Below are 24960 nucleotides of genomic sequence, written 5' to 3' on the forward strand. Positions count from 1 at the left end.
TCCAAAAAAAATCAGAAAATCAGGCACGGGAAAGGGTGCCTAAAATTACGGCGTCCGCACGGGCGGCTCCGCTTATGACGACCAGTTGTGGGCGAACCCACGGGATGCGCGCTTGCCAATCTCTTGGTCATCGGGGGTTTCCTCGAGACGAACAAGTTGACGTGGAACGCCCGTATTGGCGCCCCAGTAATAGGCTGTGAGAGCAACCGCGCATACCATGAGGAAATCGTACGGATGCGGTACGACGCCGATTCCACCGAACGGTCCCAGATACGAGGCCAATAACGTGAGAGCGTAATAACCGACAAGCCACAGTGAGCACCGTACTTGCTGCAACATGCTGAGATTGCCGACGGGCATACGACGCATCACGAACAGATAGCCCACGTACAGCACGATCTGGACACCCAAAAGCCAGTAGAGATTGCTCCATCCAGACCAATAGACAATCAACGTCGCCACGACGAAGGAAAGGGGGCCGAATACAGCCAGCCCCTTTACCTTGAACGGCCTGTTCAGTTCCGGGCAGCTCTTCCGCAGCGCCGCTACACACACGGGTGCAACGGCGTAACTCACAACAAGCGCTGCGGACACGACCGAGATCATTGCCTCCCACGAGGGAAACGGCAGGGTCCAGAAGATCGAGAGGGCGAAAGCGAGCCACATAGCTGGACGCGGAATTCCAGACTCCGCATCGACCCGGGTGAATAGCCGGAAGAACGTTCCAGACTTTGCCCATGCATAGATTGCTCGGGGCGTAGCATTGAAGAAGATATTCCCGCAACCTGCCGGCGATATGATGGCATCAAAAACCACCACAAAACTCAGCCATGTCAGTCCCAATTGCAGCGCGATGTCGTGGAACGGCAGGGTGAACGTTTTACCAAGAGCTGCCCAGCCGTTGCCGAGGAGATTGGTCGGTATCGCGCCAAGAAACGCAACCTGAAGCAGGACATAGATGACCCCCGAACATATGATCGAAAAGACGAGCGCGAATGGAATCGTGCGTTGAGGGTTGCGTACTTCGCTCGCCACCGAGACGATTGGCGTGAGCCCAAGGAAGGCAAAAATGACGCCACCTGACGAAACGGCAGTTTCAACGCCCGACATTCCGGAGGGTGCAAATCCCGCAGCGTGGAAGTTAGCGGCCTTGAAATGAAAGAGCAGCATCACGACGATGAGCGCAGGTACTGCGAACTTAAAAACGCTGATGATGTTGTTGGCCCTCGCGAACGTTTTCACGCTCGAGAAGTTCAGCCAGAAGAACAGCGAGACAAAGGCAAACTGCACGAGCCACCCGAGCGCCGTTGCATTGCCGGTTCCCGGTACGCTAAGCGCCGGTATCCAGGCAGCAGCATACTGACGGGCAGCCACGACCTCGATCGCGACCATGCTGGACAGATAAATCACCGTAATCATGCCAATGAGGTAGCTCATCAGCGGTCCGTGCGAAATGTGCAAATAGCTGATGGCGCCGCCGGTACGGGGCAACGCCGCTCCAAGTTCGCAATAGACGACCCCTAACGTGAGCACGGCTATTGCCGCGATGACCCACGAAAAAATCCCCGCTGGTCCAGCTAGCGACGCCACGTGGCTAGCGGCGAATAGCCAGCCGGAGCCAAATACCGTACCCATACCGATCATTGTGAGATCGACGAGCGACAGGGTCTTCTTGAAATGTCCAAAATCCGACATTGGTGCAGTTCCTCCTTGATATGTCTCCGCTGCCTCGGCAAAGCGGGTCAAAAGTACAAGCGCACGCAACCCTCGGCCGACTGCATCGTTAGCAGTGACGCTCCGCTGCCAACGGCGATCGAAGCTAATCGGTTGCCGGACCAGCGATGGGAGCGATGCGTGACACTGAGTCCTTGGATTACCCTTGCCATTTTTAGCTCTCCGGTGTAGCCCCGAAGATTTGTTTGGTATACGATTCTGGATATAAGAATACTATAACTTCACTTAAGAAGCACAGCCCGACAAAATTGGAAGGCTGCTGAGCAGAGCTCCGCGCAGGTGTCCGGCGGAGGCGGCAATGCCATTGAAAGGTTAGAGAATGGAATACGACTACATCGTTGTCGGAGCAGGTGCGGCGGGTTGTGTGATGGCTTCAAGGCTGTCGGAAGACGCTTCAGTGCAGGTGCTGCTAATCGAAGCCGGCGGCTCTGACCGCTCCCTGATCGTGGACATGCCTGCTGCGCTCCCTTTCGCGTATGCCAGCAAGCGTCTGAACTGGCACTACCAAGCCGGGCCGGAGCCCTATCTGGATGGGCGCTCGATTGACGAAAAGCGGGGTCGCGGTATTGGCGGCAGCACGACCATCAACGCGATGATTTATAACCGTGGCAATCCGCTCGACTACGAAGGCTGGGCGGCAGATGGACTCGGCGACTGGTCGTATTCACATTGCCTTCCCTATTTTCGGCGCCTTGAGAGTTTCAGCGGTGGCGCAGACGATTGGCGAGGCGGCGATGGTCCGATGCGGATCTCCCGCTGCAAGGCCGACCACAAGCTCCACGAGTGCTTCATGCGCTCAGGTGAGCAGCTTGGCTTCGCAATCACGCCCGATCACAATGGTTTTCGGCAGGAAGGACTGCATGTCGCGCAGGCCTATATTCACGAGGGTCGTCGCTGGTCAGCAGCGCGGGGCTACCTCGATGCAGCGAGCCAGCGTAGCAATCTGCACATAGCGACCGACGCATTGGTTGAGCGCGTCCTGCTCGAAGGCAATCGCGCCACCGGGGTGCAATATCAGCGCAGAGATGAGCGTACGGTTGCGCGCGCTAGCCGCGAGGTAATTCTTTGTGCGGGGGCATTTAATTCGCCAAAAATTCTGATGCTGTCCGGCATCGGCGACGGCAACGAGCTTCGCACCCACAGTGTCGATGTGAAGATCCATCTGCCTCAGATCGGCAAAAATCTCGAAAATCACCCTGGCGTCAATCTTCAGTACGCGACAACGCGTGAAAATTCACTCGTTTCTCAACTTGGCCCACTAGGCCAGGTCAAGCTTGGTCTGGATTGGATTCTGTTCAAGCGCGGTCTTGGCACTACAAACTTCTTCGAAAGCGGGGCTTTCCTGCGCAGCAGCGAGCATTTCGACTATCCGAACGTCCAGTTCGAATTCCTGCCGCTCACGCGCCTCTTGAAGAATGGCCGGCTGGTGGCAATTCCAGGCTTTCAGTTCTGGTTGGATCTGTCGCGACCTAAGAGTCGCGGGCATGTACGTCTCCGCTCAGGTGATCCTGGCGCGGCCCCTGACATTGTCTTCAATCATCTGGCCGAAGCCGACGACATGAGAGACATGATTGATGCCATCCGCCTGGCGCGCAGGATTATCAAGCAGAGCGCATGGGACGCTGTCCGCGGCGAAGAGCTCGCACCGGGCGCACACGCGCAGACGGATGGCGAGTTGAGAGCATTTGTGCGGTCCAGCACCGGAACGTCCTATCACCCGTCTGGTACATGCAGAATGGGTGTGGACGACAACGCAGTCGTAGACCCGCGAGGGCTCGTGCGGGGCGTCGACGCGCTTCGCGTCGCTGATGCATCGATCATGCCCCGTATTGTCACGGGCAATCTGAGTGCCTGTGTTTTGATGATGGCAGAGAAGATTGCGGATGACGTGCGTGGCCGAACACCGCTCGCCCCCTCCGCCGCCCCTTGGTATAACTCCGCGACTGAGCGGGCCGCCGCATAACCACTTCAACCTATCGACCCATTGCACGGCGGGTGAATGTTCGCCGCGCGCCATTCAGCGAGATTGCCCATGTATTCCGAAAAACTTCAGCTCCTCATCGACGGCGAATGGACTGCCGGTAGCGATGGCCAAACGTCTCCGCTTTACAACCCTGCGACAGGCGAAATCATCGCGTCCGTCCCCAATGCAAGCCCAGCAGATCTCGATCGCGCGCTTGCCAGTTCCCAGCGCGCGTTCCTACAGTGGAAGCTGCTGACTGCCGTTGAGCGCTATGAAGTGCTTAACCGTGCGGCAGACTTCATGGAGGCACGGAAATCTGAGATCGCGCGCACGCTGACCCAGGAAAACGGCAAGCCCCTGAATGAGGCGGCCGGTGAAGTGCAATTTTCCGCCGATGCAGTGCGCTGGTATGCCGAAGAAGCTCGCCGTGCCTATGGACGCGTCATTCCAGCTCGCACACCTGGAGTTCGCCAGCTGACGCTCAAAGAACCCGTCGGCCCTGCGCTCGGGTTCGCGGCCTGGAACTTTCCTGCCGGCAACGTCGCCCTGAAGGTTAGTGCTGCCTTGGCCGCCGGCTGTACCGTCATTATCAAGCCGAGCGATGAAACACCCGGTACGGCCGTTGCAATCGGACGCTGTTTCCAAGATGCAGGCGTGCCGGCCGGCGCACTTAATATCGTTTTTGGATCACCCGCTCCCATCTCGGAACATCTGATCAGGTCGCCGATTCCGAAGAAAGTCTCCCTGACCGGCTCGACTCCCGTCGGCAAGCTCTTGCAGCGTCTCGCGTCGGAGACCTTGAAGCGTTGCACAATGGAACTGGGAGGCCATGCTCCGGTGTTGGTGTTTCAGGATGCCGACATCGACTACACGGTCAGCGCGCTGGTCGCATCAAAGTTCCGCAACGCCGGACAGGTCTGCACGTCGCCAACGCGCTTCTACGTTCATCGCAATATATACGAGCAGTTCATCACCAAGTTTGCCGAGCGAACGAAACAACTGGTGATTGGCAATGGACTCGAAGACGGCGTGCAGGTAGGTCCGATGATTACCGAACGCCGCCTCGATACGATAGATGCGCTGGTCCGTGACGCCGTCTCGAATGGCGCAGGCGTGGTGACTGGCGGGCAGCGGGTTGAGCGCCCGGGCTACTTCTATGCGCCGACAGTGCTGCGCGACGTCCCGGATCACGCACGGGTTATGCAAGAGGAACCGTTTGGTCCAATCGCCCCCATTTCCCCTTTCGATACGTTTGACGAAGTTGTTGCGCGAGCAAACTCCCTGACGCTTGGACTCGCAGCTTACGTGTTTAGCCGGGATGGTTCGACGACCGCGCGAGCAACCGAGGCTCTGAATGCCGGGCAAATCGGCGTCAATAGCACTTCAGTGCATGAAGTTGAAACGCCATTCGGCGGTGTCAACGAATCTGGCTACGGTCATGAGAGCGGCGTAGAGGGGCTGGAGGCTTATCTCCGTACGAAGATGATTTCCGAACGCCAACTGCCGCCTGTGAACGGCTGAACGCACGCTTGACGGCGCGCCTCGGAGCCCGGCGCGCCGCATTTTCCTTCTTTGCGAAGTTAAATGCATGCTCCCACGCCGACTGGTCCGCTGATGCGGACGCATGTCTGACAAAAGCGCCCACCTATCGCTCCGCGGCGGATGTCTCGTCCATTTGCGCCTCGCGCGGCGCTCCCAGAGCACTCGCCACATCACCGCACTCATTTGTTAGCGGCCGTCGGCCGGCTGCCAGGCAAATTCAGAGACCGCACGCTAGCATACGCCAACGGGTATCCGATAGTATAATTATCGTATATGAAATCCCCCCCACAGCGCTGTATCCAGGTGAGAAGTCGCATCCGCCCAGCGGCGTGAAACGCGCGATCCGAAGCAAGGCGGAAAAAGATAGGACTAGCTGAACATGGCCCAGACAAAAGTACTCAAAAAAACTATGAGCGCTACTCAAGGCGCCTACGTTGAACTGAAGCGCCGAATCCTTGACGGCGAGCTTGCCGAGGGCTCGCCGATTCGTCAGGACGAGGTTGCAGCTCAACTCGGAGTGAGCAAGATCCCGGTGCGGGAGGCGCTTATGCGGCTTCAGTCGGAGGGGCTCGTAAAGTTCACGCCGAATGTCGGCGCGGTCGTTGCGACTCTCACGGTGATGGACTACATCGAAATGCTCGACATGCGACTTGCACTTGAATGTCGAGCGCTCGAACTCGCAGTGCCCAATATGGCATCGTCGGACTTTGCCCGCGCGCGTGAACTGCTGTCAGCGTACCACTCGGCCATGAACAACGAAGAGTGGAGCGATTTGAACGTGCAGTTCCATGAAACACTCTACGCGCCGTCAGATCGTCCGCGCCTGCTAGCAACCATTCGCTCCGTTCAGGAGCACATGGGCCGTCTATTGCGACTCCGCGTGACTATGGCCGCGCAGCACGATCGCTCGCACGACGAACACCTGAACATCCTTGAAGCGTGCGAGGGTGGTGATGTGAAAAATGCCGTGCGATTGCTGCGTAAACATATTGAGCAGACGCAACGCGAAGTGCAAGGCTATTTCCGCAACAATCAACGCGGTATCAAGGCGTCCTGAGCCCGCATGTAGCGCCCGGATCGGGGCGCGAAGACGGGCTCCCCCACAAGTCAATCTCGGATCGAGACAACTATCTCATTTTGGCTGCGCGTAGAACTTGCCTGCGTGGGCCCAGTCGGCCGGAGGAATTTCGATGAACATCACATCGACGGATTCGACCGGACATTTCAATACTTCAGACGTCAGCCGCGTCACTTCTTCGACGTACTTCGCCTTTTGCTCGTGGGTGCGGCCCGGTGACAGTTCAATGCGTACGATAGGCATAGGTTCACTCCTTCTAGTCGATAAGACGATTCAGATGCGCTAACGCATACGATACCATATTTGCGTTTCGTATACTATTTTGTGCGATGTCGTAGACGTAGAATGGCGCTGAAGGTACAGATGCGAGGACGCTAAGATGAGACGGAGCACCGCGACGTTCGCTATAGCGAAGCAGCTCACCGCGTGGAACAAGACTATGATCAGAGTACGGGCCATGTTTTTCGTATACTAAATGTATTGAATATTATCTGATACGCTGATCCTTTGGCGTTGCCATGAGAGGCTGCGGACGCGCATGGCAGCCAGCACCTGTAAGCAAAAGGTTGGCATAGTGAAAATCTCTCCACTTCCCCCGCTTCACAGCCTTGTCGCATTTGAGTCCGCCATGCGGTTGGGAAGCTTCACAAAGGCTGCCGCTGAGCTCAACATCACCCAAAGCGCAGTGAGTCGTCAGATTTCGCAACTCGAGGCATTTCTCGGGCGAAGTCTGTTTACACGCGAAAAGGGAACCGTCAAGGCGACCATGGCCGGCGAGCAGTACGCACGCCAAGTCACCGGGCTGCTCAATGGCGTTTCAGACGCAACGTCAGACGTGATGAAATACTCGGGCGAGAGCGAAATCACTATCGCATGCTCCTCGGGAGTTGCTTTGCTATGGTTGACGCCTCGCCTTAACAGCTTCAAACAAGCTCATCCTGATATTCGAATACGGATGATTGTGAAGGACGGGCTCAACACGCTAACCGCCGCCGAGTTCGATGTCGGTATTTATTATGCGCGACGGGACACACCCCTCGCGTTCAACGCTCGCCCACTATTCGAAGAAGAAGTATTTCCTATCTGCTCGCCGGCCTATCTTGGCGGAAGAATCGTCGCACCAAGCGAACTGACGAACTGCTGCCTTCTGATTCACGAAGATATTCAGCGGCAATGGATGTCCTGGTCGGACTGGCTGAGTGCATTCAATGTGAAGCTCGACCACACCTCGGACTCGGTGACCAGCAACCAGTACACACACCTGGTGCAGATGGCAATTTATGGAGCTGGCGTGCTTCTGGCGTGGCGTCACATAAGCGACGGGCTCATCAGCCAAGGATTATTGGTGCGGGCGACACATGAGTCGTATTCATTCGGCGGGGCCTATCATTTGGTCTCACCGAAAGAAAGACGACAGAATCGAGCGACCCGCATGTTCACGGACTGGGTTCTCGATGCTGCGGGACAAACACAAGAACGTTGAGCCTGAGACGGTCACCGAACGAGAGGGCTCACCGCCGCGGCTCTCTCGCGCTTCAACGCTCTTTAAACGCGCTCGACACTTCCCGCTTCGGCCGTGCCCGGTGGAAGGCTCCGCACCGCCTCGGCCAACACCGGCGCTATCAACTGAGCGAAGGTCCATGCAACGTCAGGATCTATATAGTCATAGAATTCCTGCCGGTCGAGGAGGTTGATCGAACCCACAACGACGCCCCTCAGCTTGACTGGTATGTTCAAGGCACTCGCGCATCTGAATGACAGGATACGTTCGTGATCCGGGAATACGCGTCTTATATCGCCTTCGTTAGAGTTCACGAACAGCGTACCTTCCATCAGAACTCGCCGAGTCCATTCGCTGTCGGTCACGCTTTTTATGCCGCCCACAGGAATCCGATCTGGATGATTGCTATAAAGGCGCACCATGCGTTGCCCATCCTGGTCATAAGCGAGCACGCTGAAAATGATATGCCCGAGAGCCTGTTTCATCGCCTCATCCAACGCTGGCCAGATAAGACCGGGCTCGAACAATTCATTTTGAAGCTGCTGCGAGAACGCACCAATCACGCGATGTTGAATAGCGGTATGCATAACTCAATCGACCTTTCGTAGTGCCTCGTTGCCCGGAACGCCACTGTTAACTGACAACTCCTCAACCGCAATTGTCTCAAGGCTCAATCCCTTCGTTTCCTTTCCAAAGATGAGGACGACCAGCCCTCCGATTGCTAACACGGCGGTCGTCATCCCGAACACACCTGCAAAGCCCAAAATCGGGAAAATATAGCCCACCAGCATTGGGGAGGCGATGGCACCTATCCGGCCAAATGACGAGGCAGCGCCCATCCCGGTAGCGCGGACTTCGGTGGGGAAAACCTCCGGAGTGTAAGCATACTGACCGGCTACCACACCGTTCATTGCAAACGACAACGCCATGGACGCAAAGAGCATAGTGTGAGCGTCCTTCGCTGTCGACAGCCATATTGCCGAGAGACACGCCAACACCATGAACGTCACAATGGAGCGTTTCCGTCCCAGCTTCTCATTCGTAAAGGCGCCGCAATAGTAGCCCGGGATTTGGGCCAGGTAGATCGCTATGGTGTAGGAAAAGCTCTTGGACATTGTCAAGCCGCTCTGCACCAGCAAACCCGGTATCCAGGTGAGAAAAGCGTAGGCGCAAAAGGTGATTGCCAGCCAAAAGATCCAGATCATTGCTGTCGTGTACGCCAATGGCCTAGTCCAAAGAGCCTTCAGCACGGCGACGAATCCGAGCGGCGCAGCGGGTCGTTGCATGGCGACCGCTGAGTAGTCGATCGGCGGCAACGTACGCCCGGAGCGTTCGATCTCGATCTCAATTTTCTCCACAATGCTGTTGGCTTCGCTCTCGCGACCGCGGCACTCCAACCAGCGTGGGGACTCGAGTAAAGACTTTCTCCACCACAGAAGCATCAAAACAGGTGAGGCCGCGAGAATCAATGCGTAGCGCCATCCGTCCGGAGAGCTCGGAATCAAGAAGTACCCGACTACTGCCGACAAAACAAAACCAAACGAGAAGAAGCCGGCCAGTGCGCCGGTAAACGTTCCGCGGTAACGGCGACTTACAAACTCCGACAAAAAGGGCGCGATGATGGCACCTTCCGCCCCCATCCCGACGCCTGCCAGCATACGGAACACGAAGAACGTGTGCCAATCGTTGACGAACGCATTGCAGAGTGTCATCGCGCAAAAGATCAAGAGGGCCCACGACATGACAACTCGACGTCCGAATCTGTCGCCCAACATGCCCGCAAAGAGCGCACCAAAAAGGAATCCAATGTAGGTGCTGCTGCCGATCATGCCCGTTTCGAAGCTTGTTAAATGCCACTTCGCGCGGATGACCGGTAAAACAAATGCGATAAGACCGGCATCGGCGGCCTCAAACGTAAATCCAAGGCCACCCATGACCAGTAACTTCAGGTGGAATCTGCTGAACGGTAGGCGTTCCAAACGCGCGGCAACGGTAGACATGATGTCCTCAATGAATAGCCAATCAGATTGCGTAGTTTTTAGAAGGTCTGTCGAATACCCAGCCTCACCGCAACCTGATTCTGGTTGCTCGATGGTGAAACAAAAGTCAACGCCGCGACGGCCCGCTTGCCTAACGAGTTGATGCCGATCGCGTGTTGCCATGCAGACACCAGATAAAGGCTCGTCCGTTTGGAGAGGGAATATTGCGCGCCTGCGTTCAATTGACCGTAATCCGCGTCGCCCGCAAACGTAAAGCTGTATGAGCTTCCGACAAGTAGCGCCGGTGTTATCCGGTACGTCGCATTTACTTCGGTCGTGTTGAAATGAGCGGTCCCGGAAAACGGCGTACTGCTGGTCCGTACCACGTCAATGAACTGAACGTTGGTATAGACAACGCCCAAGGTGGCGTCGCCTAGCGCCAGGTTCCCGCCGGCGCCTATCGTCTGATAACGCCTAGCCGACACGTAGCCGCTGTAGATTGGATTCGTTATAGGATTAGCAAACGTGCCGTTCTCTGTTGGGCCGGCTGTCGCGTCGTAAATTGAGGTGGCCGGGTTATTTACGCGGGAAAAGACAGCATTGATAGTTACGGGCCCTCCGGTATATCCGGCGTTGAATGAATACTTCAGTCCATTTCCGAAGTCACCCGATACACCCCCCAAGCTTACGAGCGCCCCTAGCCGAACGCCGCCAAGCGAGGGCGACAGATACTTGATTGAGTTGCTGAACGAATAGTCACCCCAGGCGTTGTCGACATCGCCTGCCCTGGTGGCAAGAATGCCACCGAATTTCGCGCCACTCGCGAGCGGGATCAGAGAGTCGAGCACAAGGTCGTACTGTCGTCCCAGCCTCACCTGACCGTAGGGTCCGTCTACGCCCACATACGCCTGGCGCCCGAACAGTCGGCCGCCGTTGTTAAGCTTCCCACTGTTGATGTCGAATCCGTTCTCGAGGACAGAGATCACCTTGTAGCCATTACCAATGTCCTCCTTGACGAGAAATCCGAACTTGCTGCTACCAAGAGCGCCGTTCACCATCTGGTAGGCGTGTCCGCCAGCCTGATTGTTGGTAAACGAGAATCCGTCATCAGCGACACCGTACAACGTAACCTGCGATTGAGCAAACGCCGGATGTGCAATCATCCCCGCAACCGCAACACTTATTCCAATACGATTTTTCATTATGGATTCCGAATTGGTTAAAGCAAAGAAACGCAGTCGTTTTTTCTCAGCATCCACGATCGTTACTTCCATCAAGTCTTGGACACCCCATTGCACCCGCGGCCTTCCCCTGGTTTGCAGAGCTAAGGCCCCCGCCGAATCCGACTAGTGAAGGCCTTCCACCTGCCGGCCCTGCTGAATCACGTGCTTAATGTTTCTCTCGCCGTCTGAAAGTACACGAATGTTATCGAGCGGATTACCCTCCACTACGATGAGATCAGCGACGCCGCCCACATCGACCACGCCGAGCTTCTCGTTTTGGGCTACGATGCGTGCCGCAACATTCGTGGCGGATCGCAATGCCTCCAGATTGCCAAGCAGGGACGCCCTGATCTCCAGTTCTCGCAGTTGCATGTGATGCATCTCTCCAAGAAGGTCCGATCCGAATCCCATCTTGACCCCCGCTGCAGCATAAAGCTCCAGTGAACGACGCCCCGCTTCACGGACGACACCGACCTTCAGCAGCGACTCAGGATCCATTCCGTAACGTGCCCCCATTTCGGCGGTCGCTTCGTAGGTAATTAGCGTCGGCACAACGAACGCGCCGTGCTCCGCCATCAACTCTGCGGTGTCTTTGTCAACCAGGTTCCCGTGCTCAATCGTCCTTACTCCACACCGCACTGCTCGGCTGATTGCGCGAGGTGTGTAGGCGTGCGCCATGACGTATGTCTGCGCCGCTTCGGCCTCGCGCACGATCGCTGTTATTTCTTCTTCCGAATACTGGGTATTGCCGATAGGGTCTGTGGGTGACGCAACTCCGCCGGACGCCATGATCTTGATCTGCGTCGCACCATTCTGAATTTCCTCGCGAACGGCAAGTCTGACTGCGTCGACGCCGTCAACAATTCGTGCAATCGCACCTCCGTGATACGAGCAGGAGCAGGCTTCGAATGTCTCTCCGCGTTTGCGGAAGTCACCATGGCCGCCCGTTTGCGAAAGTGCGCGGCCAGACGGGTAAATTTTCGGTCCCCGGATCAGTCCACTGTCGATTGCCTGCATCAAACTCCAGTCGGCTCCCCCAGCATCGCGAACACTCGTGAAGCCGCGTCTAAGCATTCCTTCAAGAATCGGCAGCGCCCGGATTGTTGCGAGCACATTTGGCTGGCGGGCGTTTATTCCAAGATTCATGTGCGAAGCCACAACGTGCACGTGGCAGTCGATCAGGCCCGGCATGACCGTCATCCCGCTCGCCTCTATGACCTTGGATACCTTTTCGTCCACTGGTCGATTCGAAATCTCGGTAATCCGGTGCCCTTCGACGCGGATGTTGAGCGGCTCTGATAACTTTCCTTTGACGAGGTCAAGAACGCGGCCATTTCTTACTATCAACTGTTCCAAATTCATCCTCCGATAGATACGTAGTGCTCGCATCGGCGCCGTCACCAGAAGTGCACGGACCGATGGCTTAGATTGAGTCCATGGTAAAAATTAAAAAATTCCATGCGAAGTGATTCTTTCTCATGACCCCATTCCCCAAAAGCATTGGGTAGTGACCTCGACCGATCTGCACCTGCGGCGCGTCAATCACAATTCATGTCTTAATTATTGATAGGATTCCATATCGCCTTGCATTGCACGTCGACCAGGCGTCTCGATGAAGGTCCAGTCGAGTGCTGGTTACGCTCGATAAGGCTGACGTGGAAAGAAGATGACGAAGAAGCGAAGGGGGCGCCATTGACGGACCTAGCTACCCAAATGGACATTTTTGGCGAAGCCGTGCGCTCCATCGCATTTCGTCGTCCCGGCGGGTCCCAAGATGCTGACCTGGCTTGTAGCCACGTCCCGGTCCCTGAATTTTCAACTTGGATAGTTTTCCACCGCGCTAGCGCGTCCACGAGGACATGTACGGATGCAATGTACAGGCAACCTGCAGCGTGCACCTACATCCCTTGCTCATCGCTTCCCCACAAGGCATCCACTGCCGAATTGCCTGATGCGAATGAATCGGTCATCGCGTATGGTGTTGGTACAGGCCGGTCCATTTCTTCGCAAGGTGTTCTTGACCGCGCCGGGCAATCAACCTTCGCACTTGACTCGATGGTCAAATGAAAATATCCAGAATCGGATTTTTAGGCACAACTAGGAGTGTAGCGTCATCGACGGTCGCTCGCCCCCCCACCGCACGAAGCAGCCTAGAGCAGATGGTGCAATAACTTCTTTTTGTTCATCCGCACGCAAGCGGGAAGTTCTCGAAGAGATAAGGCGCGTGGTGCCGTGGTCGCAGCTGATTGCCCTGATTGAGCCGCACTATCCGAAGGGTAAAACGGGACGGCCGCCCTTTCCGATTGCCACGATGCTGCAGATTCACTTCATGCAGCAGTGGTTTGGTCTGTCGGACCCTGCGATCGAAGAAGCGCTCTATGACGTACAGCTGTATCGCGACTTTGCGGGGCTTGACGACGGCACGACGCGATTGCCGACGAGAACACGATCCTGCGGTTTCGTCACCTGCTCGAAGCTCACGGCCTGGCTGTACAGATGCTTGCGCTGGTCAATGAGATCCTGAGCGGCAAAGGTCTGATGCTCAAGGCCGGGTCGGTAGTCGACGCCACGTTGATTTCTGCACCCAACTCGACGAAGAACGCCACAGGTACGCGGGACCCGGAAATGCACCAGACGAAGAAGGGAAATCAGTGGTACTTCGGGATGAAAGCGCATATTGGCGTGGACGCGGAATCTGGACTGGTTCACACGGTCGTCGGTACAGCTGCCAACGCTCAGGACATCAATATGGCCGAAGCGTTGCTACACGGCGAAGAGGCGGATGTGTAGGCTGATGCCGGATATCAGGGTATTCAGAAGCGATGCGCGGGCGGTTCGGTGCGCGGGCATGCCGCAATGGGACCCGGCAAACGCAGAAAACTGGGCCTGATTGGCCGTCTGGAGGCGATATACGATCAGATCGAACGCCTGAAGGCCCGTGCCCGCGCCAAGGTGGAGCATCCATTCCGGATCATCAAGCGCCAGTTTGGCTATACGAAGACACGATGCCGTGGCCTGATGAAAAACACTGCCCAGATCACGACGCTGTTTGCGCTGGGTAATCTGTGGATGACGCGCAAGGCACTGCGCAAAGCCTAAGACACGCTCCACAGACGCCATGAGTCTCAAACGCGTGTCGCCATGGTTCGAATAAAACTGTGATCAAGGTCCCAGCATCTTCGCCGACACTACAACGCGGGCAGCAAACCGCGCGACGTGCACGAAACAGCTTGTGCAGACCTTCCTTAATGCAAATCTGAGAATCTGAGTCGACACGAGCTCACTTCAATTTCTTTCTGGAACCACCTGAAACGACTCGGCATCCGAACCAGCAGAATGTAATACGTAACCGCCCAGAAGAAGGTGTAACCAATCGCAAGCCCACCATACTTTCGACCAGATTTCCGAGCATTCGCCCTCCCTTCTCTGGTCAAATATTCGAATGCGAGTGTCTCGTCAATCAAGCAACGGATGAAGGCTCCAATAATCGACAAAAATCAGGCCAAACAGGAAGGGAGCCGCCAGCCCAGGCCAGCATCTCGTCGCGCGAGAGGACTGTCACCAGAAAGGCAGCTGCCCGATCCAAGCATTGAGCCATTGAACCACCAGCGGTCCTTTGCTTTAGGCTACAAGGTTCGCAAAGCGATCAGACGCCTTCAACGATCCGGAAATCACGTTCGACGGCATCGCCGAGCGTTGCGACAGCACGTTGATACGGGGCACCTTCGCGGCAGTTGAGAGCCTGCTGTAGGCTCGCGAATTCTACGACCGTGGTTCGTCCCATTTGCCCCGCATCGTAGACTTTTGAGGCAACAGCTCGGGCGAGAAAACGTCCTCCGCCGGCTGCGACCGCCTCCGCCGCGAGTTTTGCATATGCAGCGAGCTTCTGGGCATCCCGTATCTCACGATACGAGCATATCCAATATCCTTTTGGCACTTGAGCACTCCAGTTTTCGTTGTTACCGCGGGCCCGATTGCCCTACGCCCCAGGAGGCAAACGCACGCGCTGGATCCACATGGACACTTGTCAAGTCAGGCTGATCGTGGTATTGACGCCTTTCACTGTGGTCTCGTCGTCAAACCAACGAGCAGTAACGGTCTTCGTCTGCGTGTAGAACTGCACTACTTGTTTGCCGTACGGCCCCAATTCGCCCAATTTTGAACCACGGGAACCCGTGAAACTAAAGAGCGGAACAGGAACCGGAATTGGAACGTTGATGCCGACCTGTCCAACATCGATCTCGCTCTGGAATTTGCGAGCGGCCGCGCCGCTTTGAGTGAAAATCCCCACGCCGTTACCGAACGGATTGCGATTTACTAGGGCAATTGCCTTCGCAAGCGAGTCGACCTGCAAAACGAGGAGAACCGGACCGAAGATTTCCTCTTTGTAGATGCCCATCTCGGTCGTGACATCAGAGAAAATCGTTGGTCCGATAAAATTGCCGCTTTCAAATCCTTTTACCTGCACCCCCCGTCCGTCCAGCAACAACGTTGCACCTTCCCGCGCCCCCATCTCGATGAGGCTCAGAACGCGATCTTTCGCAGACCGGGATACGACTGGGCCAATATCTGTATCCGGCTCTGTACCAGCGTTCACTTTGAGAGTTTTGGCTTTCTCAACAAGGTCCGGCAGCCACTGACCCGATTCTCCAACCAACACGACGACGGAAGTCGCCATGCAGCGTTGACCTGCTGCACCAAACCCGGCGCCGACTAACGCGTTCAGTGTCTGCTCGCGATTGGCGTCCGGCAACACAACTGCGTGATTCTTGGCACCCATCATGGACTGCACACGTTTTCCATGCTCGCTGCCGAGCCTGTACACATGGGTACCGACGGCCGTTGAGCCGACAAAAGAGATAGCCTTTACATCCTGATGTGTACACAAGGCATCCACCACTTCTTTCCCGCCGTGTACTACGTTCAGAACGCCCGCCGGCACGCCGGCCTCGATGGCAAGTTCCACTAGTCGCATCGTGGAAAGCGGATCCTGTTCCGATGGCTTGAGAACGAAAGTGTTCCCACATGCAATGGCCATCGGAAACATCCAAAGCGGAATCATGGCCGGGAAATTGAATGGCGTGATTCCGACGCAAACACCGATCGGCTGGCGCAGCGTATAGGTATCAACGCCCCTCGCAACATTCTCGCCGAACTCGCCCAGTTGCAACGTACCGATCGACGCTGCGTGCTCGACGACTTCCAGCCCGCGGAACACGTCACCTTCGGCGTCTGCGAGAGTTTTGCCCTGTTCCTGGCTGAGCGTGAGCGCGATGCCCTTCAGGTTCTCCCGAATCAGCGCCTGAAGCTTGAGCATGATCCGCATGCGCACGCCGACCGGAGTGCTCTTCCATTTTGCAAACGCGCTATGCGCTGCCTCGATCGCTGAACGCACTTCGCCTTCGGTCGCAAAAGGCACCCGGGCGAGGACTTCCTGCGTGGCCGGATTCACGACGTCGCGCCAGTGCTGCGTTCCAGAATCGACGAAGCTACCGTTAATCAGCAGCTTCACCGACGGAGCGGACTCACGCGATGTATCGCGGGATGCATTCATAATTCACCTCTTCTAAAGTTCTCAAAGGGTACGCCCTCTGCAATGAGTGCCACTTCCAGTGGCGCTCCCCCGGGCGCCATACTGCTCAACGATCGCGGACCCGGGAATGCCTTAATGTCCCAGAACTGGTGCCAGTTCTGAGGAACCTTCTTATTGCCAAAGGATTTCTTGCTGTATCCAAAACCCATGCGCGCGAAATTCAGCAGCACGCCTGTGACGTTGACAATAACATCGAGTTCTGGCCGTCCTGATTTCACCATCGCATGAATTTTTTTCGGTGGTGACGGGGATGGGCTGCACCCGAATTCCAGTCTCGGCCTCAAAAGGCTGCCAGATGTGTTCGCGCGCATTCGCCTCATAAGCGCCTGGAGAATTGAGGATGATCTGTCCCGCAGTGGCTTTTCATTCTTGATTCAGATTGCTGGCGACGCCAACCACGCGAGTCCAAAGGTCAATGCGCGCCGACGCGTATCGACATCGTGCACTATCGTCCCTGTCATATCTGCTCCTCCCGTCTTCCAAGTTCCTCGCACGCGGCATGAGCTTCCTTTTCAGGAAAAAGGACTATCCCGTTTGGAAGAACCAACCATTCGCCGATACTGAGACCAGCATCAACACGTCGCGCCTTGGGTCAGGCGACTCACTCTCAGGTACCTTGGCCTCCAATTCTTCGCGCGCGTGGGAAACTGCACCGAGTACATATTCCAATGCAGTAAAAACGCAAGCGTTCGTCGGAGATCTGTATTTTTACGCAGACTATCGCGTCACAGCTACGTTGAAATCACACTGCGAGCATGGAATTAATAGTATCTTCCGGATCGGTTGGAGTATGAAAGCGTTCCATGCACAACATTCCTGCATCGAATGCATGAGTCGGGAACGTGAGGCTTTTTAGGAATTTTTGCCTGGCGATTTCTCCTCAGAATCTGAACATGGGATGTTGCTAGCTCGCGTTGACTATCGTGCGGGATGAGGTCTCTTTACCGACTGATCGGCTAGCAAATTCAAGATCGACGCCGTGTCATTTTCAAAATTTGTGGCCCGAGCTGGCGTCGCCTTCAACTCGGACGCATATTGCTCAACAAGCCCAGGATCGACATGACCTCACTTCACGCGCTTTCTGCAACCACCCTCAGGCGCCTCTATAAAGACCGGGAAGTCTCCCCTGTTGAGGTCACGCAAGCAGTACTGGAGCAGATGGTGGCGTGGAAACCGATAGTCAACGCCACCTTTGACCTGGGATGCGGAGATGGCTCGTGACTCCGAGCGCAGATGGGCTCAGAACACGCCATGCGGCGAGCTAGACGGGATACCCATCACGATTAGAACAACCTGGAGATTGCCGGACACAAATCGCCGATTGGCCTCACATGCGTCAAACCTTCCACCGACACAGAAGACTGCCCGCCGATCACATGCATCCACGAGGCCGGCGGGCAGTCTTCGTTGCCCGCAAGACAATCTCCGAATACGGCATGCTTGTCTCCGGTGTCTCGACCTACCACGGAGTAACCCGCAACCCATGAGATCCCAACTGCAACACCGGTGGCTCGCGCTGCGGTACATGCGCCGCGGCGGCCGCCTATTATGGTCCTCTTCACCGTGGAGTGACTAGTTCAGCATCGGATAGCGTCCGAATCGCTTTACATACTCAAAGATAACCAGACTTTCGCATAACTGCAGCGTCGCCCAGTCGGAGGGTTGAACTCTTCTCCCGAATGAAGTCCATTCTGACAACCAGACAGATATGCGCAATTGATCGATGTCGTGATTCTCACCGCGCTTCCTGTAAGACTGCAACGGCACGCGTAGGGAGTACCCGCATCTATCGACGTAGCGCGATGCTCCTATATAAAGAACATCATGATCCAGATGATGCGGAGCCACATCTGCGGCGCCTGCTCTCGCGATCATGATCAGACCAAGGCAACCATAAGGTCCAGTTGGGGGGTGTGCGTTTTGTCCGCAGCAGATTTCTCCATAAGTTTGCCACGGGCCAAAGCACACATCAGGCAGAACATTTTCGTTACGCAGAAGCATCCGGGGAGAAGTAGGTAGGGGTTCCGCCCGTCGCAAGATGGGCATAATCAAATGGCGCTAGACCTGCTGAATGTTGCTACAAACGTCGCAAAGCTATAAGACGCCTTCAATCACCCGGAAATCGCGCTTTACACTGCACGCTGGTATGCAGAACCTTCCCGGCAGTCGGTGGCCCGCTTCAGGCTCGCGAACTCTGCGACAGTGGTTCGCTCCGCCTTTCCGTCGTCGTAGAGCTTTGCAGCCACCCTTCTCTGCAGTTTGCTTGTTTAATGCCCGTCGGGGAATAGTTGATTGCTGCACCGGGTGCACGAGTGTTCTGCATCAAGGGTTTTTGGCGAATGCCTCACCGAACGCATAGTGACCTTGCTGCATATCACTCGGAATCGCAGACGCCATAGAAGAGCAGAGACGCGACTATTTCACGGGATGTTTTTTCGCGAACCGCTTCAGCCTATTTGATGTAAGCGGATGCACCAGACTGTGACGTAAATAGTCTCTTTCTAAGATCATCTCGACGGCGCCAGGTCTTCTTCGCTTTCAAGCGACTGAGGTAGTCGTGATGACCCGCCACAAAGTCACTGGTCGTTTGAGTACCATCGTTGCGACCTGAACCGTTCCGCTTCGTCGGCGGCAGATTTGTTCAGTGGGGAATTCTCGGCTGCGAAGAAGCGGAAGAGCGTGGAATTCAGGCTGGAATCCTTCAGCGAAGTGCCGCTGCTATCCCAGGCTGCTGGGGTTGCGTATTGGGACCCGTTAGTAGCTACGCGACGCTCTAAGCCGCCACGTCCGTCTGTCGACTGCGAACGCGCGCCGGCGGCTTCCACACGCCAACGCGCTACTCGTATCGACTACTGGCCTCATTATCTGCATGATCGCCCGGCTGGGGAAAGGTGATCATAGCGCCTGCCTGTATCGTAAGTTCAACACGCCTTCGACGACCAGCACCGCGATCGCAACCCAGATCGAAATGTATGTGAGCCACTGGTTATGGGCGATCCGCTCGCCGAGAGCAAGCGACACCAGAACAAGCAGCACGGGCTCGACATACGTCAGAAGCCCGAAGAGTGTCAGATTCAGCCGATGGCTCGCCGTGATCATGCAGGACAGGCCAGCGACGCTGATGCAACCGTCGCGAAATAAAAATTGCCAACCATGTTCCTTCCTCGCACCGATGCGCGGAGGTCGGACGGATTGGTCAGCTTCATGCCGTCGTAGTCGATCGGGTCCAGTGCGCCGGCTTTTTCGAGCGTCAGCAGGTGCAGATCACCAAGATCCGCCACATCTACCTGCACACGACCAGCCTCTACCATCGCGAGGATCTGCCCGGCGGTCAAAGGCTGTACGATCACTTCGATGCCAGTCGCAGCGGTAAATGGTTTGTAGACCGCCGCGTCCATCGCGTCCTGATAGGCTCCGCCCAGTCCGCGCACAACCACCTGGCCTGCATCCCTGGCAAACAACGGACGTGCCGCAAGTGCCGCGCCGGCCGCTGCTGTTTGTTTAAGAAACGTGCGCCGATCAATACGACTGGTGAAACTTGTTTCATTCCGAATTAGGTCAGTTTTCTTCATGATTGTCCAATAGGAGTACTTAACCTGCAGGTTGATTGATATGGTCGGATGCTGCTGTCCGGTCAGTTTTAGGGCTTCGCCCGGTTCGCCAACGAAAACTCGTCCTTATCGTTGCCAGCGCTCTGCCAATGACCCAGCTGCTTGAGGTGCTCGTCGGAAGCCGTCAGTTGGGCATTTGCATTTGCTGCGTCGCGCTCCAGCACCAGTGCAATGAGCCAGTTAGTCAAGGTGAGCGTGCCCGCTTGCGACCACCAGGCTGGCGAGCTGACCGAGCGCGCTACAAAGAGCGTTTTGTCGGCTATTTCGGCGAGCGGAGACGAAGCGCGATCGGTGATTGCTACAGTCTGCGCGCCCACATCGCGGGCCGCCTTCATGAGATCTATCGTGTACGGCAAGTAGCGCAGATACCCTATCCGGATGAACACATCCTCCTTGCCAACGCCGCGAAGCCGGTCGGCTAGGTCGCCATTGCCCATGTTGAAGACCTCGCCTTTTCCGATGCAGTGATTCAACTGCATCGGAAAAGGCGAGGGAGTAGGAAGTCCCGTGTGCGCTAATGTAGACGCGCCGCGCGCCAACGATCATGTTCGCAACATGCGAGACAGTCTCGTCGGCATTGCGTCGAGCGGTCTGCTGAACAAGAGCAGCGTCAGTCTCGAAGACGGCGCATTTGAGCTCCTGCTCGTTTTTTAGTCCGCTTTGCTCGGGGATACCGCTTTCTCCGACCCGCTGAAGCAGGCTCTCGCGAAGCGACTCCCGCAACGCCATATACCCGCCGTATCCGATCGCCTGCGCAAAGCGGATGACCGCCGCATCACTCTGGCCGGTGTCCTCAGCCAGTTGCTTGGCAGTGCGGAAAGCAACCTGCTCCTTGTGATCAAGGATGTATCGCGCCATCTGTTGCTGGGCGGGAGTAAGTCTGGCGAAGCTTTCCTCGATGTACTCGGAGAAGGTCGAAGTTGGGTCCATTAAAATTCTCGCTACCGAGTTGGTGTTTTTGGTAGTACCCACTACCGATATCATTTTGCTATCTAGGGTTTCCCCCAAAGACGCTGGCAGTTTTGGCGTGGCGAGGCCGATCTTCATTGGTAATTTTTACCATTTCAACGAAAATAGCTCATATTGCTGCGCCTGATGCAGCATTGAAATGCAAATTACAATAATTGCTTTTATCTGATGCAGCTATCAGAATGGTTTCCGTAGGGAAAACCACTGGTCCACTCAGGAGTCGAGTCGCGATGATTAGCGTAATCAGGATTACCGAAGCAGGATCGCCAGATGTGATGAAAGTCATTACCGGCGAAAAAACCGACCCGGCAGCAGGTCAGGTTTGGCTCGAGCAGGAAGCGATCGGCGTGAACTATCTTGATGTCACTCAGCGAAATGGAGCCGTGCGAATCCCGCTGCCTTCCGGGCTGGGGCTTGAGGGTGCGGGTCGCGTCGCCGCAGTCGGCGAAGGCGTCGACAACGTCAAGGTCGGGCAGCGGGTCGCGTATGCGACAGGTCCAATTGGCGCATACGCAAGCGCACGTCTGTTCCCTGCCGAAAGACTCGTGCCTCTTCCCGACAACGTATCCTGCGAAGATGCAGCAGCAGTTCTGTTCAAGGGTATTACTGCACAATATCTTCTGAAGTCAACGTTTCAAGTCGCACAGGGAGCGACCGTACTTCTTTACGGTGTTGCCGGCGGCGTAGGCCAGATTATGGCGCCGTGGGCAAAAGCGCTGGGAGCAACCGTCATTGGCGTCGTATCGAAGCCCGCGAGTGTTCCGATCGCCAAGAACGCAGGCTGCGACCACGTGATTGTTTTTAATCCCACCACGCTCGCTGACGAGGTGGCAAAGGTAACTGATGGCCGCAAAGTCGACGTCGTTTACGACCCGGTTGGCCGGATCTCCTTTGAAGCGTCACTGAACAGTCTGCGACCGCGCGGTCTTCTCGTGTCGTTTGGAGCGTCGAGCGGCGCTCCTGGCCCTGTGGAACTCTCGACGTTGAATGCAAAAGGCTCACTCTTCCTGACGCGCCCTTCGATCGTGGCCCACACGAGCACCGCGGCCGAGTACCAGCAGCGCGCCAAGGACGTTCTGTCCGCGCTGGCAGCAGGTACGATTTCGGCACATATCTGGCGTACTTACGCGCTGGCAGATGCAGTAACGGCGCACTCGGACCTTGAAAACGGTAAGTCAGCAGGAGCGATCATTCTGACACCATGAATCAAACAGCGCTCGATACAACGCACACAGACGAGATTGCCGCCTTACTTGCCGTCGCTTCCGAAGGTTCCTTCGTCGCGGCCGGGCGGCACCTTGAGCGTCATCCAACCGTGGTTTCGAAGCGGGTTGCCGCAATGGAAAAACGGCTGGGTGTGCGGTTGATCGAGCGCTCTACACGGCATGTCAGGATGACGGATGCCGGCGTGAAGCTTGTCGAGCGCCTAAGGTCCGCCATCGGCTCGATCATAGAGGCGGAACAGGAGGCCTCGTCCGGCGCTGCCGAAGTTCGAGGCGTCCTGCGTCTCGCTCTTCCGGCCGCGATGGGACGCCTCTGGATCGGTCCGATGCTGCCTGAGTTTCTTGAGAAGCACTCCCAAGTCTCCATCATTGCCGATTACAGCGAGCGATTCGTTGACATCATCGCAGAGGGTTTTGATGCCGCCATCCGAATCGGTGAACTCAGTGACAACCGGTTGATTGCGAGAAAACTGTGTGACCACCATCGTATTCTGTGCGCTTCACCCGAATACGTGGAACGACATGGTTTGCCTGACGCCCCCAAGGACCTCCTCCGGCACAGCTGTCTGAGGTTTACGCGACTCGCAACCTTCCCGGAATGGCGTCTGGTCAAGGGAGACCTGCATGAAACAATCGTGCCGAAAGGGGCGCTGACCGCTAACGATAGCGAAACATTGCTGGCCGCGGCACGCGACGGAGTCGGCATCCTCGGCGCGGGCGAGTGGCTCATGAGCCGAGACCTGAATAGCGGCAAGCTCGTCCGGATTCTTCCAGAGTGGCAGCTCGATGGCTCCGGAGCGGTCTATCTTGTAAGGCCCTCTGCACGTTTTTCACCGGCCAAGACAGTAGCGTTCAAGGACTGGCTGGTGTCCAAATTTGAAAATGGTCCGATCTGGAACCATTCAGCTTCCTGAGTGCGTTTTCCAACGGCTCATCCAGTACTCCCAAAACTTGTACGGTGTTGTTTTGCTTAACTTCGGTATCGCTTCTTCATTAGCTTCATCAACCCTCTTTGCTGGCCTTTACTTTTATGCAACGCTTCTTGCTCCCCTTGATGGGAAAGAGATCTTTGCCTGGCGCATGCTTCTCACGCTACCGTTCCTCACGATTCTGATGGTGGCAGGAAAAGAGTCACGGCACGTCACGGCTCTGTTCGCGCGAATCAGAAAAGAGCCCCAGCTCGTAATAGGACTCTGCGCAAGCAGCGCACTCCTCGGCTCTCAACAATGGCTTTTCCTCTGGGCTCCCATCAATGATCGCGGCCTCGACCTGTCGTTGGGGTATTTCATGCTCCCTTTGACCCTCCTGCTTGTGGGACGGGTCTTTTACCGTGAAAGGCTTTCGCTTCTGCAGAATATGGCTACGGCAAGCGCCGCGCTAGGCGTCCTGCATCAATTTTACGTTGTCGGCCACTTCTCGTGGGTCGCCCTTTTCGTGGCTTCAGGTTTCCCGGTCTATTTTGCCCTGCGCAAGAACCTGGGAACCGACAATCTCGGCGGTCTCTGGTTCGACATGCTCCTCATGTTTCCTGTGGCGATTTACTTCATCTTCAAGGATCCCAATGTCGGTGCAGCCTTCGAGCGCGCGCCCGGTCTTTACGTCCTTGTACCGCTACTGGGAATGCTTACTGCGGCTGCGTTCATGTCCTACATTCTCGCGAGTCGCAAGCTACCCTTCAGCCTGTTTGGCCTTCTCGGATACCTTGAGCCGGTACTGATCGTTTTTGTGGCGCTCGCAGTCGGCGAGCGGATAAAGCCGGACGAAATGCTGACATACCTTCCAATCTGGACCGCTGTCGGGCTACTTGTTGTAGACGGCGCGTTACATATGCGTAGGCAGTTCCTTGGCACACCAGCCTAGCCCTGACGTTTCTTGATCTTGAGGATGAATAGACCATGCCACAAATCGAGCTGCTGTTTGTCGAACGTCCGGAACTGACTGCCGAAGCCCGGCAGACTATCGCTTCGGAGCTCACCGAGGTGTTAAAACGACACCTCGGTTCAACAGATGGCTCTCTTTCGGTCGGCATTACTGAGTTCGCCAAAGCTCAGTGGAAGCCCGAGATCTACGACAGAACGATTTCTCCACGACTGGACTCGCTGATTAAAATGCCCGGTTACAGCTACTAATCTGTTCAACCGCCCGGCGCAGGCTGAGGTCAGCGTCGGGCCCGAAGGGCCCAATAGATAAAAAAGCCGGGAAGCAGCAGTTCGACACCATTGCGACCCGGCATTGAAAGGTCGAGCACCAGCACGTGTGCGTCGGTTTAGCGGCTCAGCGCAATCGTGCCAGCTCCATCGCCGGCCTCGCCTACGACTTCAAACTCGCTCGCTTCCTGAAGGACATGACGCAATCCGTCTCGCACTAGCGAGTGGTCATCCGCGATGAGGATCTTAGGCGGCAAAAACAGCGATCGCGCCGACGCCGCCCTTGATGTAGGTTGGCAGATTCACGATCTGCGACGGCGTGCCGCTGAATATTACGCCGGGCACGACCGCAACCAGGCCGTCGCGGTCGAGGTGTGCAAGCTGGTTCATTTTCTTC

23 protein-coding genes and 3 pseudogenes are annotated in these 24960 nt (G+C 56.2%); 11 read left to right on the plus strand and 15 right to left on the minus strand.

Annotated features, from left to right (window positions below; translation table 11 throughout):
* Nucleotides 1-72: 72 nt before the first annotated feature.
* Complete coding sequence (locus tag AC3WLT_RS11815) at nt 73-1695, minus strand: APC family permease (RefSeq protein ID WP_492591991.1); 1623 nt, start codon at nt 1693-1695, stop codon at nt 73-75.
* 358 nt (nt 1696-2053) lie between these two features.
* On the opposite strand from AC3WLT_RS11815, the gene AC3WLT_RS11820 reads away from it, so the two are divergent.
* From AC3WLT_RS11820 to AC3WLT_RS11830, 3 genes are all read left to right on the plus strand, one after another.
* Complete coding sequence (locus AC3WLT_RS11820; protein ID WP_492591992.1) at nt 2054-3697, plus strand: choline dehydrogenase; 1644 nt, start codon at nt 2054-2056, stop codon at nt 3695-3697.
* A gap of 69 nt (nt 3698-3766) precedes the next feature.
* Nucleotides 3767-5218: an NAD-dependent succinate-semialdehyde dehydrogenase gene (locus tag AC3WLT_RS11825; RefSeq protein ID WP_154566710.1), complete on the plus strand. Its 1452-nt coding sequence runs from the start codon at nt 3767-3769 to the stop codon at nt 5216-5218.
* A gap of 400 nt (nt 5219-5618) precedes the next feature.
* Nucleotides 5619-6296, plus strand: coding sequence for a GntR family transcriptional regulator (locus AC3WLT_RS11830; protein WP_154566709.1), 678 nt, complete (start codon nt 5619-5621; stop codon nt 6294-6296).
* Nucleotides 6297-6371: 75 nt separating this feature from the next.
* Here the strand turns inward: AC3WLT_RS11830 and AC3WLT_RS11835 are convergent, their stop codons facing one another.
* Complete coding sequence (locus AC3WLT_RS11835; RefSeq protein ID WP_267905079.1) at nt 6372-6590, minus strand: 4-oxalocrotonate tautomerase; 219 nt, start codon at nt 6588-6590, stop codon at nt 6372-6374.
* A gap of 301 nt (nt 6591-6891) precedes the next feature.
* On the opposite strand from AC3WLT_RS11835, the gene AC3WLT_RS11840 reads away from it, so the two are divergent.
* Nucleotides 6892-7800, plus strand: coding sequence for a LysR substrate-binding domain-containing protein (locus AC3WLT_RS11840; protein ID WP_168435983.1), 909 nt, complete (start codon nt 6892-6894; stop codon nt 7798-7800).
* Between the two features lie 62 nt (nt 7801-7862).
* Here AC3WLT_RS11840 and AC3WLT_RS11845 read toward each other — a convergent pair whose 3' ends face one another.
* The 4 genes from AC3WLT_RS11845 to AC3WLT_RS11860 form a co-directional block, all read right to left on the minus strand.
* Nucleotides 7863-8405: a GAF domain-containing protein gene (locus tag AC3WLT_RS11845; RefSeq protein WP_154566706.1), complete on the minus strand. Its 543-nt coding sequence runs from the start codon at nt 8403-8405 to the stop codon at nt 7863-7865.
* A 3-nt stretch (nt 8406-8408) separates the two neighbouring features.
* Entirely contained in the window at nt 8409-9818 is a 1410-nt protein-coding gene (locus tag AC3WLT_RS11850) for an MFS transporter (protein WP_154566705.1), read from the minus strand.
* Nucleotides 9819-9856: 38 nt separating this feature from the next.
* Entirely contained in the window at nt 9857-11071 is a 1215-nt protein-coding gene (locus tag AC3WLT_RS11855; protein ID WP_492591993.1) for a porin, read from the minus strand.
* A 72-nt stretch (nt 11072-11143) separates the two neighbouring features.
* Nucleotides 11144-12382, minus strand: coding sequence for a metal-dependent hydrolase family protein (locus tag AC3WLT_RS11860; RefSeq protein WP_492591994.1), 1239 nt, complete (start codon nt 12380-12382; stop codon nt 11144-11146).
* 805 nt (nt 12383-13187) lie between these two features.
* Between AC3WLT_RS11860 and AC3WLT_RS11865 the strand changes: the two are divergent.
* Nucleotides 13188-14119 (plus strand): annotated as a pseudogene (locus AC3WLT_RS11865) (IS5 family transposase).
* Between the two features lie 547 nt (nt 14120-14666).
* Here the strand turns inward: AC3WLT_RS11865 and AC3WLT_RS11870 are convergent.
* The 3 genes from AC3WLT_RS11870 to AC3WLT_RS11880 all read right to left on the minus strand — a co-directional run bounded on the left by AC3WLT_RS11870 (nt 14667) and on the right by AC3WLT_RS11880 (nt 16834).
* Nucleotides 14667-14957 (minus strand): DUF1330 domain-containing protein, encoded by a 291-nt coding sequence (locus AC3WLT_RS11870; protein WP_168435998.1) that lies wholly within the window; start codon nt 14955-14957, stop codon nt 14667-14669.
* A 90-nt stretch (nt 14958-15047) separates the two neighbouring features.
* On the minus strand, nt 15048-16574 hold the full coding sequence (locus AC3WLT_RS11875; RefSeq protein ID WP_154567058.1) for a CoA-acylating methylmalonate-semialdehyde dehydrogenase: 1527 nt from the start codon (nt 16572-16574) through the stop codon (nt 15048-15050).
* Complete coding sequence (locus tag AC3WLT_RS11880) at nt 16571-16834, minus strand: type 2 periplasmic-binding domain-containing protein (RefSeq protein WP_154567059.1); 264 nt, start codon at nt 16832-16834, stop codon at nt 16571-16573. The genes AC3WLT_RS11875 and AC3WLT_RS11880 overlap by 4 nt, the downstream gene beginning before the upstream one ends.
* Before the next feature lie 838 nt (nt 16835-17672).
* Between AC3WLT_RS11880 and AC3WLT_RS11885 the strand changes: the two genes are divergently transcribed.
* On the plus strand, nt 17673-17834 hold the full coding sequence (locus AC3WLT_RS11885) for a hypothetical protein (protein WP_199203100.1): 162 nt from the start codon (nt 17673-17675) through the stop codon (nt 17832-17834).
* A gap of 1674 nt (nt 17835-19508) precedes the next feature.
* Here AC3WLT_RS11885 and AC3WLT_RS11890 read toward each other — a convergent pair.
* From AC3WLT_RS11890 to AC3WLT_RS11900, 3 genes are all read right to left on the minus strand, one after another.
* Nucleotides 19509-19712 carry a hypothetical protein gene (locus AC3WLT_RS11890; RefSeq protein WP_199203101.1) on the minus strand — a complete coding sequence of 68 codons (204 nt, stop codon included), beginning with the start codon at nt 19710-19712 and terminating at the stop codon, nt 19509-19511.
* Nucleotides 19709-20185, minus strand: coding sequence for a twin-arginine translocation signal domain-containing protein (locus AC3WLT_RS11895; RefSeq protein WP_154567060.1), 477 nt, complete (start codon nt 20183-20185; stop codon nt 19709-19711). The genes AC3WLT_RS11890 and AC3WLT_RS11895 overlap by 4 nt, the downstream gene beginning before the upstream one ends.
* Nucleotides 20186-20253: 68 nt before the next feature.
* The gene (locus tag AC3WLT_RS11900) at nt 20254-20703 is read right to left on the minus strand and encodes a MurR/RpiR family transcriptional regulator (RefSeq protein ID WP_154567061.1); all 450 of its coding nucleotides are present in this window, start codon (nt 20701-20703) and stop codon (nt 20254-20256) included.
* A gap of 28 nt (nt 20704-20731) precedes the next feature.
* Between AC3WLT_RS11900 and AC3WLT_RS11905 the strand changes: the two genes are divergently transcribed.
* Nucleotides 20732-20878 carry a hypothetical protein gene (locus AC3WLT_RS11905; protein WP_166618359.1) on the plus strand — a complete coding sequence of 49 codons (147 nt, stop codon included), beginning with the start codon at nt 20732-20734 and terminating at the stop codon, nt 20876-20878.
* A 54-nt stretch (nt 20879-20932) separates the two neighbouring features.
* Here the strand turns inward: AC3WLT_RS11905 and AC3WLT_RS11910 are convergent.
* Nucleotides 20933-21271, minus strand: a pseudogene (locus AC3WLT_RS11910) (MurR/RpiR family transcriptional regulator); the annotation flags it as partial.
* Nucleotides 21272-21423: 152 nt separating this feature from the next.
* Here AC3WLT_RS11910 and AC3WLT_RS11915 point away from each other — a divergent pair.
* Genes AC3WLT_RS11915 through AC3WLT_RS11930 form a run of 4 tightly spaced genes read left to right on the plus strand, consistent with a single transcriptional unit; the run spans nt 21424 to nt 24545 of the window.
* Complete coding sequence (locus AC3WLT_RS11915; protein ID WP_154567063.1) at nt 21424-22398, plus strand: quinone oxidoreductase family protein; 975 nt, start codon at nt 21424-21426, stop codon at nt 22396-22398.
* Nucleotides 22395-23330 (plus strand): LysR family transcriptional regulator, encoded by a 936-nt coding sequence (locus tag AC3WLT_RS11920; protein ID WP_154567064.1) that lies wholly within the window; start codon nt 22395-22397, stop codon nt 23328-23330. The genes AC3WLT_RS11915 and AC3WLT_RS11920 overlap by 4 nt, the downstream gene beginning before the upstream one ends.
* A complete protein-coding gene (gene rarD / locus AC3WLT_RS11925) occupies nt 23299-24276 on the plus strand; it encodes an EamA family transporter RarD (RefSeq protein ID WP_492591999.1) in 978 nt (325 codons plus the stop codon). The genes AC3WLT_RS11920 and rarD overlap by 32 nt, the downstream gene beginning before the upstream one ends.
* A 35-nt stretch (nt 24277-24311) precedes the next feature.
* Nucleotides 24312-24545 (plus strand): tautomerase family protein, encoded by a 234-nt coding sequence (locus AC3WLT_RS11930; RefSeq protein ID WP_154567065.1) that lies wholly within the window; start codon nt 24312-24314, stop codon nt 24543-24545.
* Between the two features lie 74 nt (nt 24546-24619).
* On the opposite strand, the pseudogene AC3WLT_RS11935 reads toward AC3WLT_RS11930, so the two are convergent.
* Nucleotides 24620-24820: pseudogene (locus AC3WLT_RS11935) on the minus strand (response regulator); the annotation flags it as partial.
* On the minus strand, nt 24810-24953 hold the full coding sequence (locus tag AC3WLT_RS11940) for a hypothetical protein (RefSeq protein WP_174825340.1): 144 nt from the start codon (nt 24951-24953) through the stop codon (nt 24810-24812). The pseudogene AC3WLT_RS11935 and the gene AC3WLT_RS11940, both read right to left, overlap by 11 nt.
* Between the last annotated feature and the right edge of the window lie 7 nt (nt 24954-24960).

It is taken from the genome of Paraburkholderia sp. FW306-2-2C-D06C (assembly GCF_058781505.1).

Bases quoted from the DNA above. Each gene is read 5' to 3' on its own strand.
- AC3WLT_RS11815 (WP_492591991.1), bottom strand. From the start codon at position 1,695: ATGTCGGATTTTGGACATTTCAAGAAGACCCTGTCGCTCGTCGATCTC.
- AC3WLT_RS11820 (WP_492591992.1), top strand. From the start codon at position 2,054: ATGGAATACGACTACATCGTTGTCGGAGCAGGTGCGGCGGGTTGTGTG.
- AC3WLT_RS11825 (WP_154566710.1), top strand. From the start codon at position 3,767: ATGTATTCCGAAAAACTTCAGCTCCTCATCGACGGCGAATGGACTGCC.
- AC3WLT_RS11830 (WP_154566709.1), top strand. From the start codon at position 5,619: ATGGCCCAGACAAAAGTACTCAAAAAAACTATGAGCGCTACTCAAGGC.
- AC3WLT_RS11845 (WP_154566706.1), bottom strand. From the start codon at position 8,405: ATGCATACCGCTATTCAACATCGCGTGATTGGTGCGTTCTCGCAGCAG.
- AC3WLT_RS11850 (WP_154566705.1), bottom strand. From the start codon at position 9,818: ATGTCTACCGTTGCCGCGCGTTTGGAACGCCTACCGTTCAGCAGATTC.
- AC3WLT_RS11855 (WP_492591993.1), bottom strand. From the start codon at position 11,071: ATGGAAGTAACGATCGTGGATGCTGAGAAAAAACGACTGCGTTTCTTT.
- AC3WLT_RS11860 (WP_492591994.1), bottom strand. From the start codon at position 12,382: ATGAATTTGGAACAGTTGATAGTAAGAAATGGCCGCGTTCTTGACCTC.
- AC3WLT_RS11875 (WP_154567058.1), bottom strand. From the start codon at position 16,574: ATGAATGCATCCCGCGATACATCGCGTGAGTCCGCTCCGTCGGTGAAG.
- AC3WLT_RS11880 (WP_154567059.1), bottom strand. From the start codon at position 16,834: ATGGTGAAATCAGGACGGCCAGAACTCGATGTTATTGTCAACGTCACA.
- AC3WLT_RS11885 (WP_199203100.1), top strand. From the start codon at position 17,673: ATGACCTCACTTCACGCGCTTTCTGCAACCACCCTCAGGCGCCTCTAT.
- AC3WLT_RS11890 (WP_199203101.1), bottom strand. From the start codon at position 19,712: ATGATCACGGCGAGCCATCGGCTGAATCTGACACTCTTCGGGCTTCTG.
- AC3WLT_RS11895 (WP_154567060.1), bottom strand. From the start codon at position 20,185: ATGAAGAAAACTGACCTAATTCGGAATGAAACAAGTTTCACCAGTCGT.
- AC3WLT_RS11900 (WP_154567061.1), bottom strand. From the start codon at position 20,703: ATGCAGTTGAATCACTGCATCGGAAAAGGCGAGGTCTTCAACATGGGC.
- AC3WLT_RS11915 (WP_154567063.1), top strand. From the start codon at position 21,424: ATGATTAGCGTAATCAGGATTACCGAAGCAGGATCGCCAGATGTGATG.
- AC3WLT_RS11920 (WP_154567064.1), top strand. From the start codon at position 22,395: ATGAATCAAACAGCGCTCGATACAACGCACACAGACGAGATTGCCGCC.
- rarD (WP_492591999.1), top strand. From the start codon at position 23,299: ATGGTCCGATCTGGAACCATTCAGCTTCCTGAGTGCGTTTTCCAACGG.
- AC3WLT_RS11930 (WP_154567065.1), top strand. From the start codon at position 24,312: ATGCCACAAATCGAGCTGCTGTTTGTCGAACGTCCGGAACTGACTGCC.
- AC3WLT_RS11940 (WP_174825340.1), bottom strand. From the start codon at position 24,953: ATGAACCAGCTTGCACACCTCGACCGCGACGGCCTGGTTGCGGTCGTG.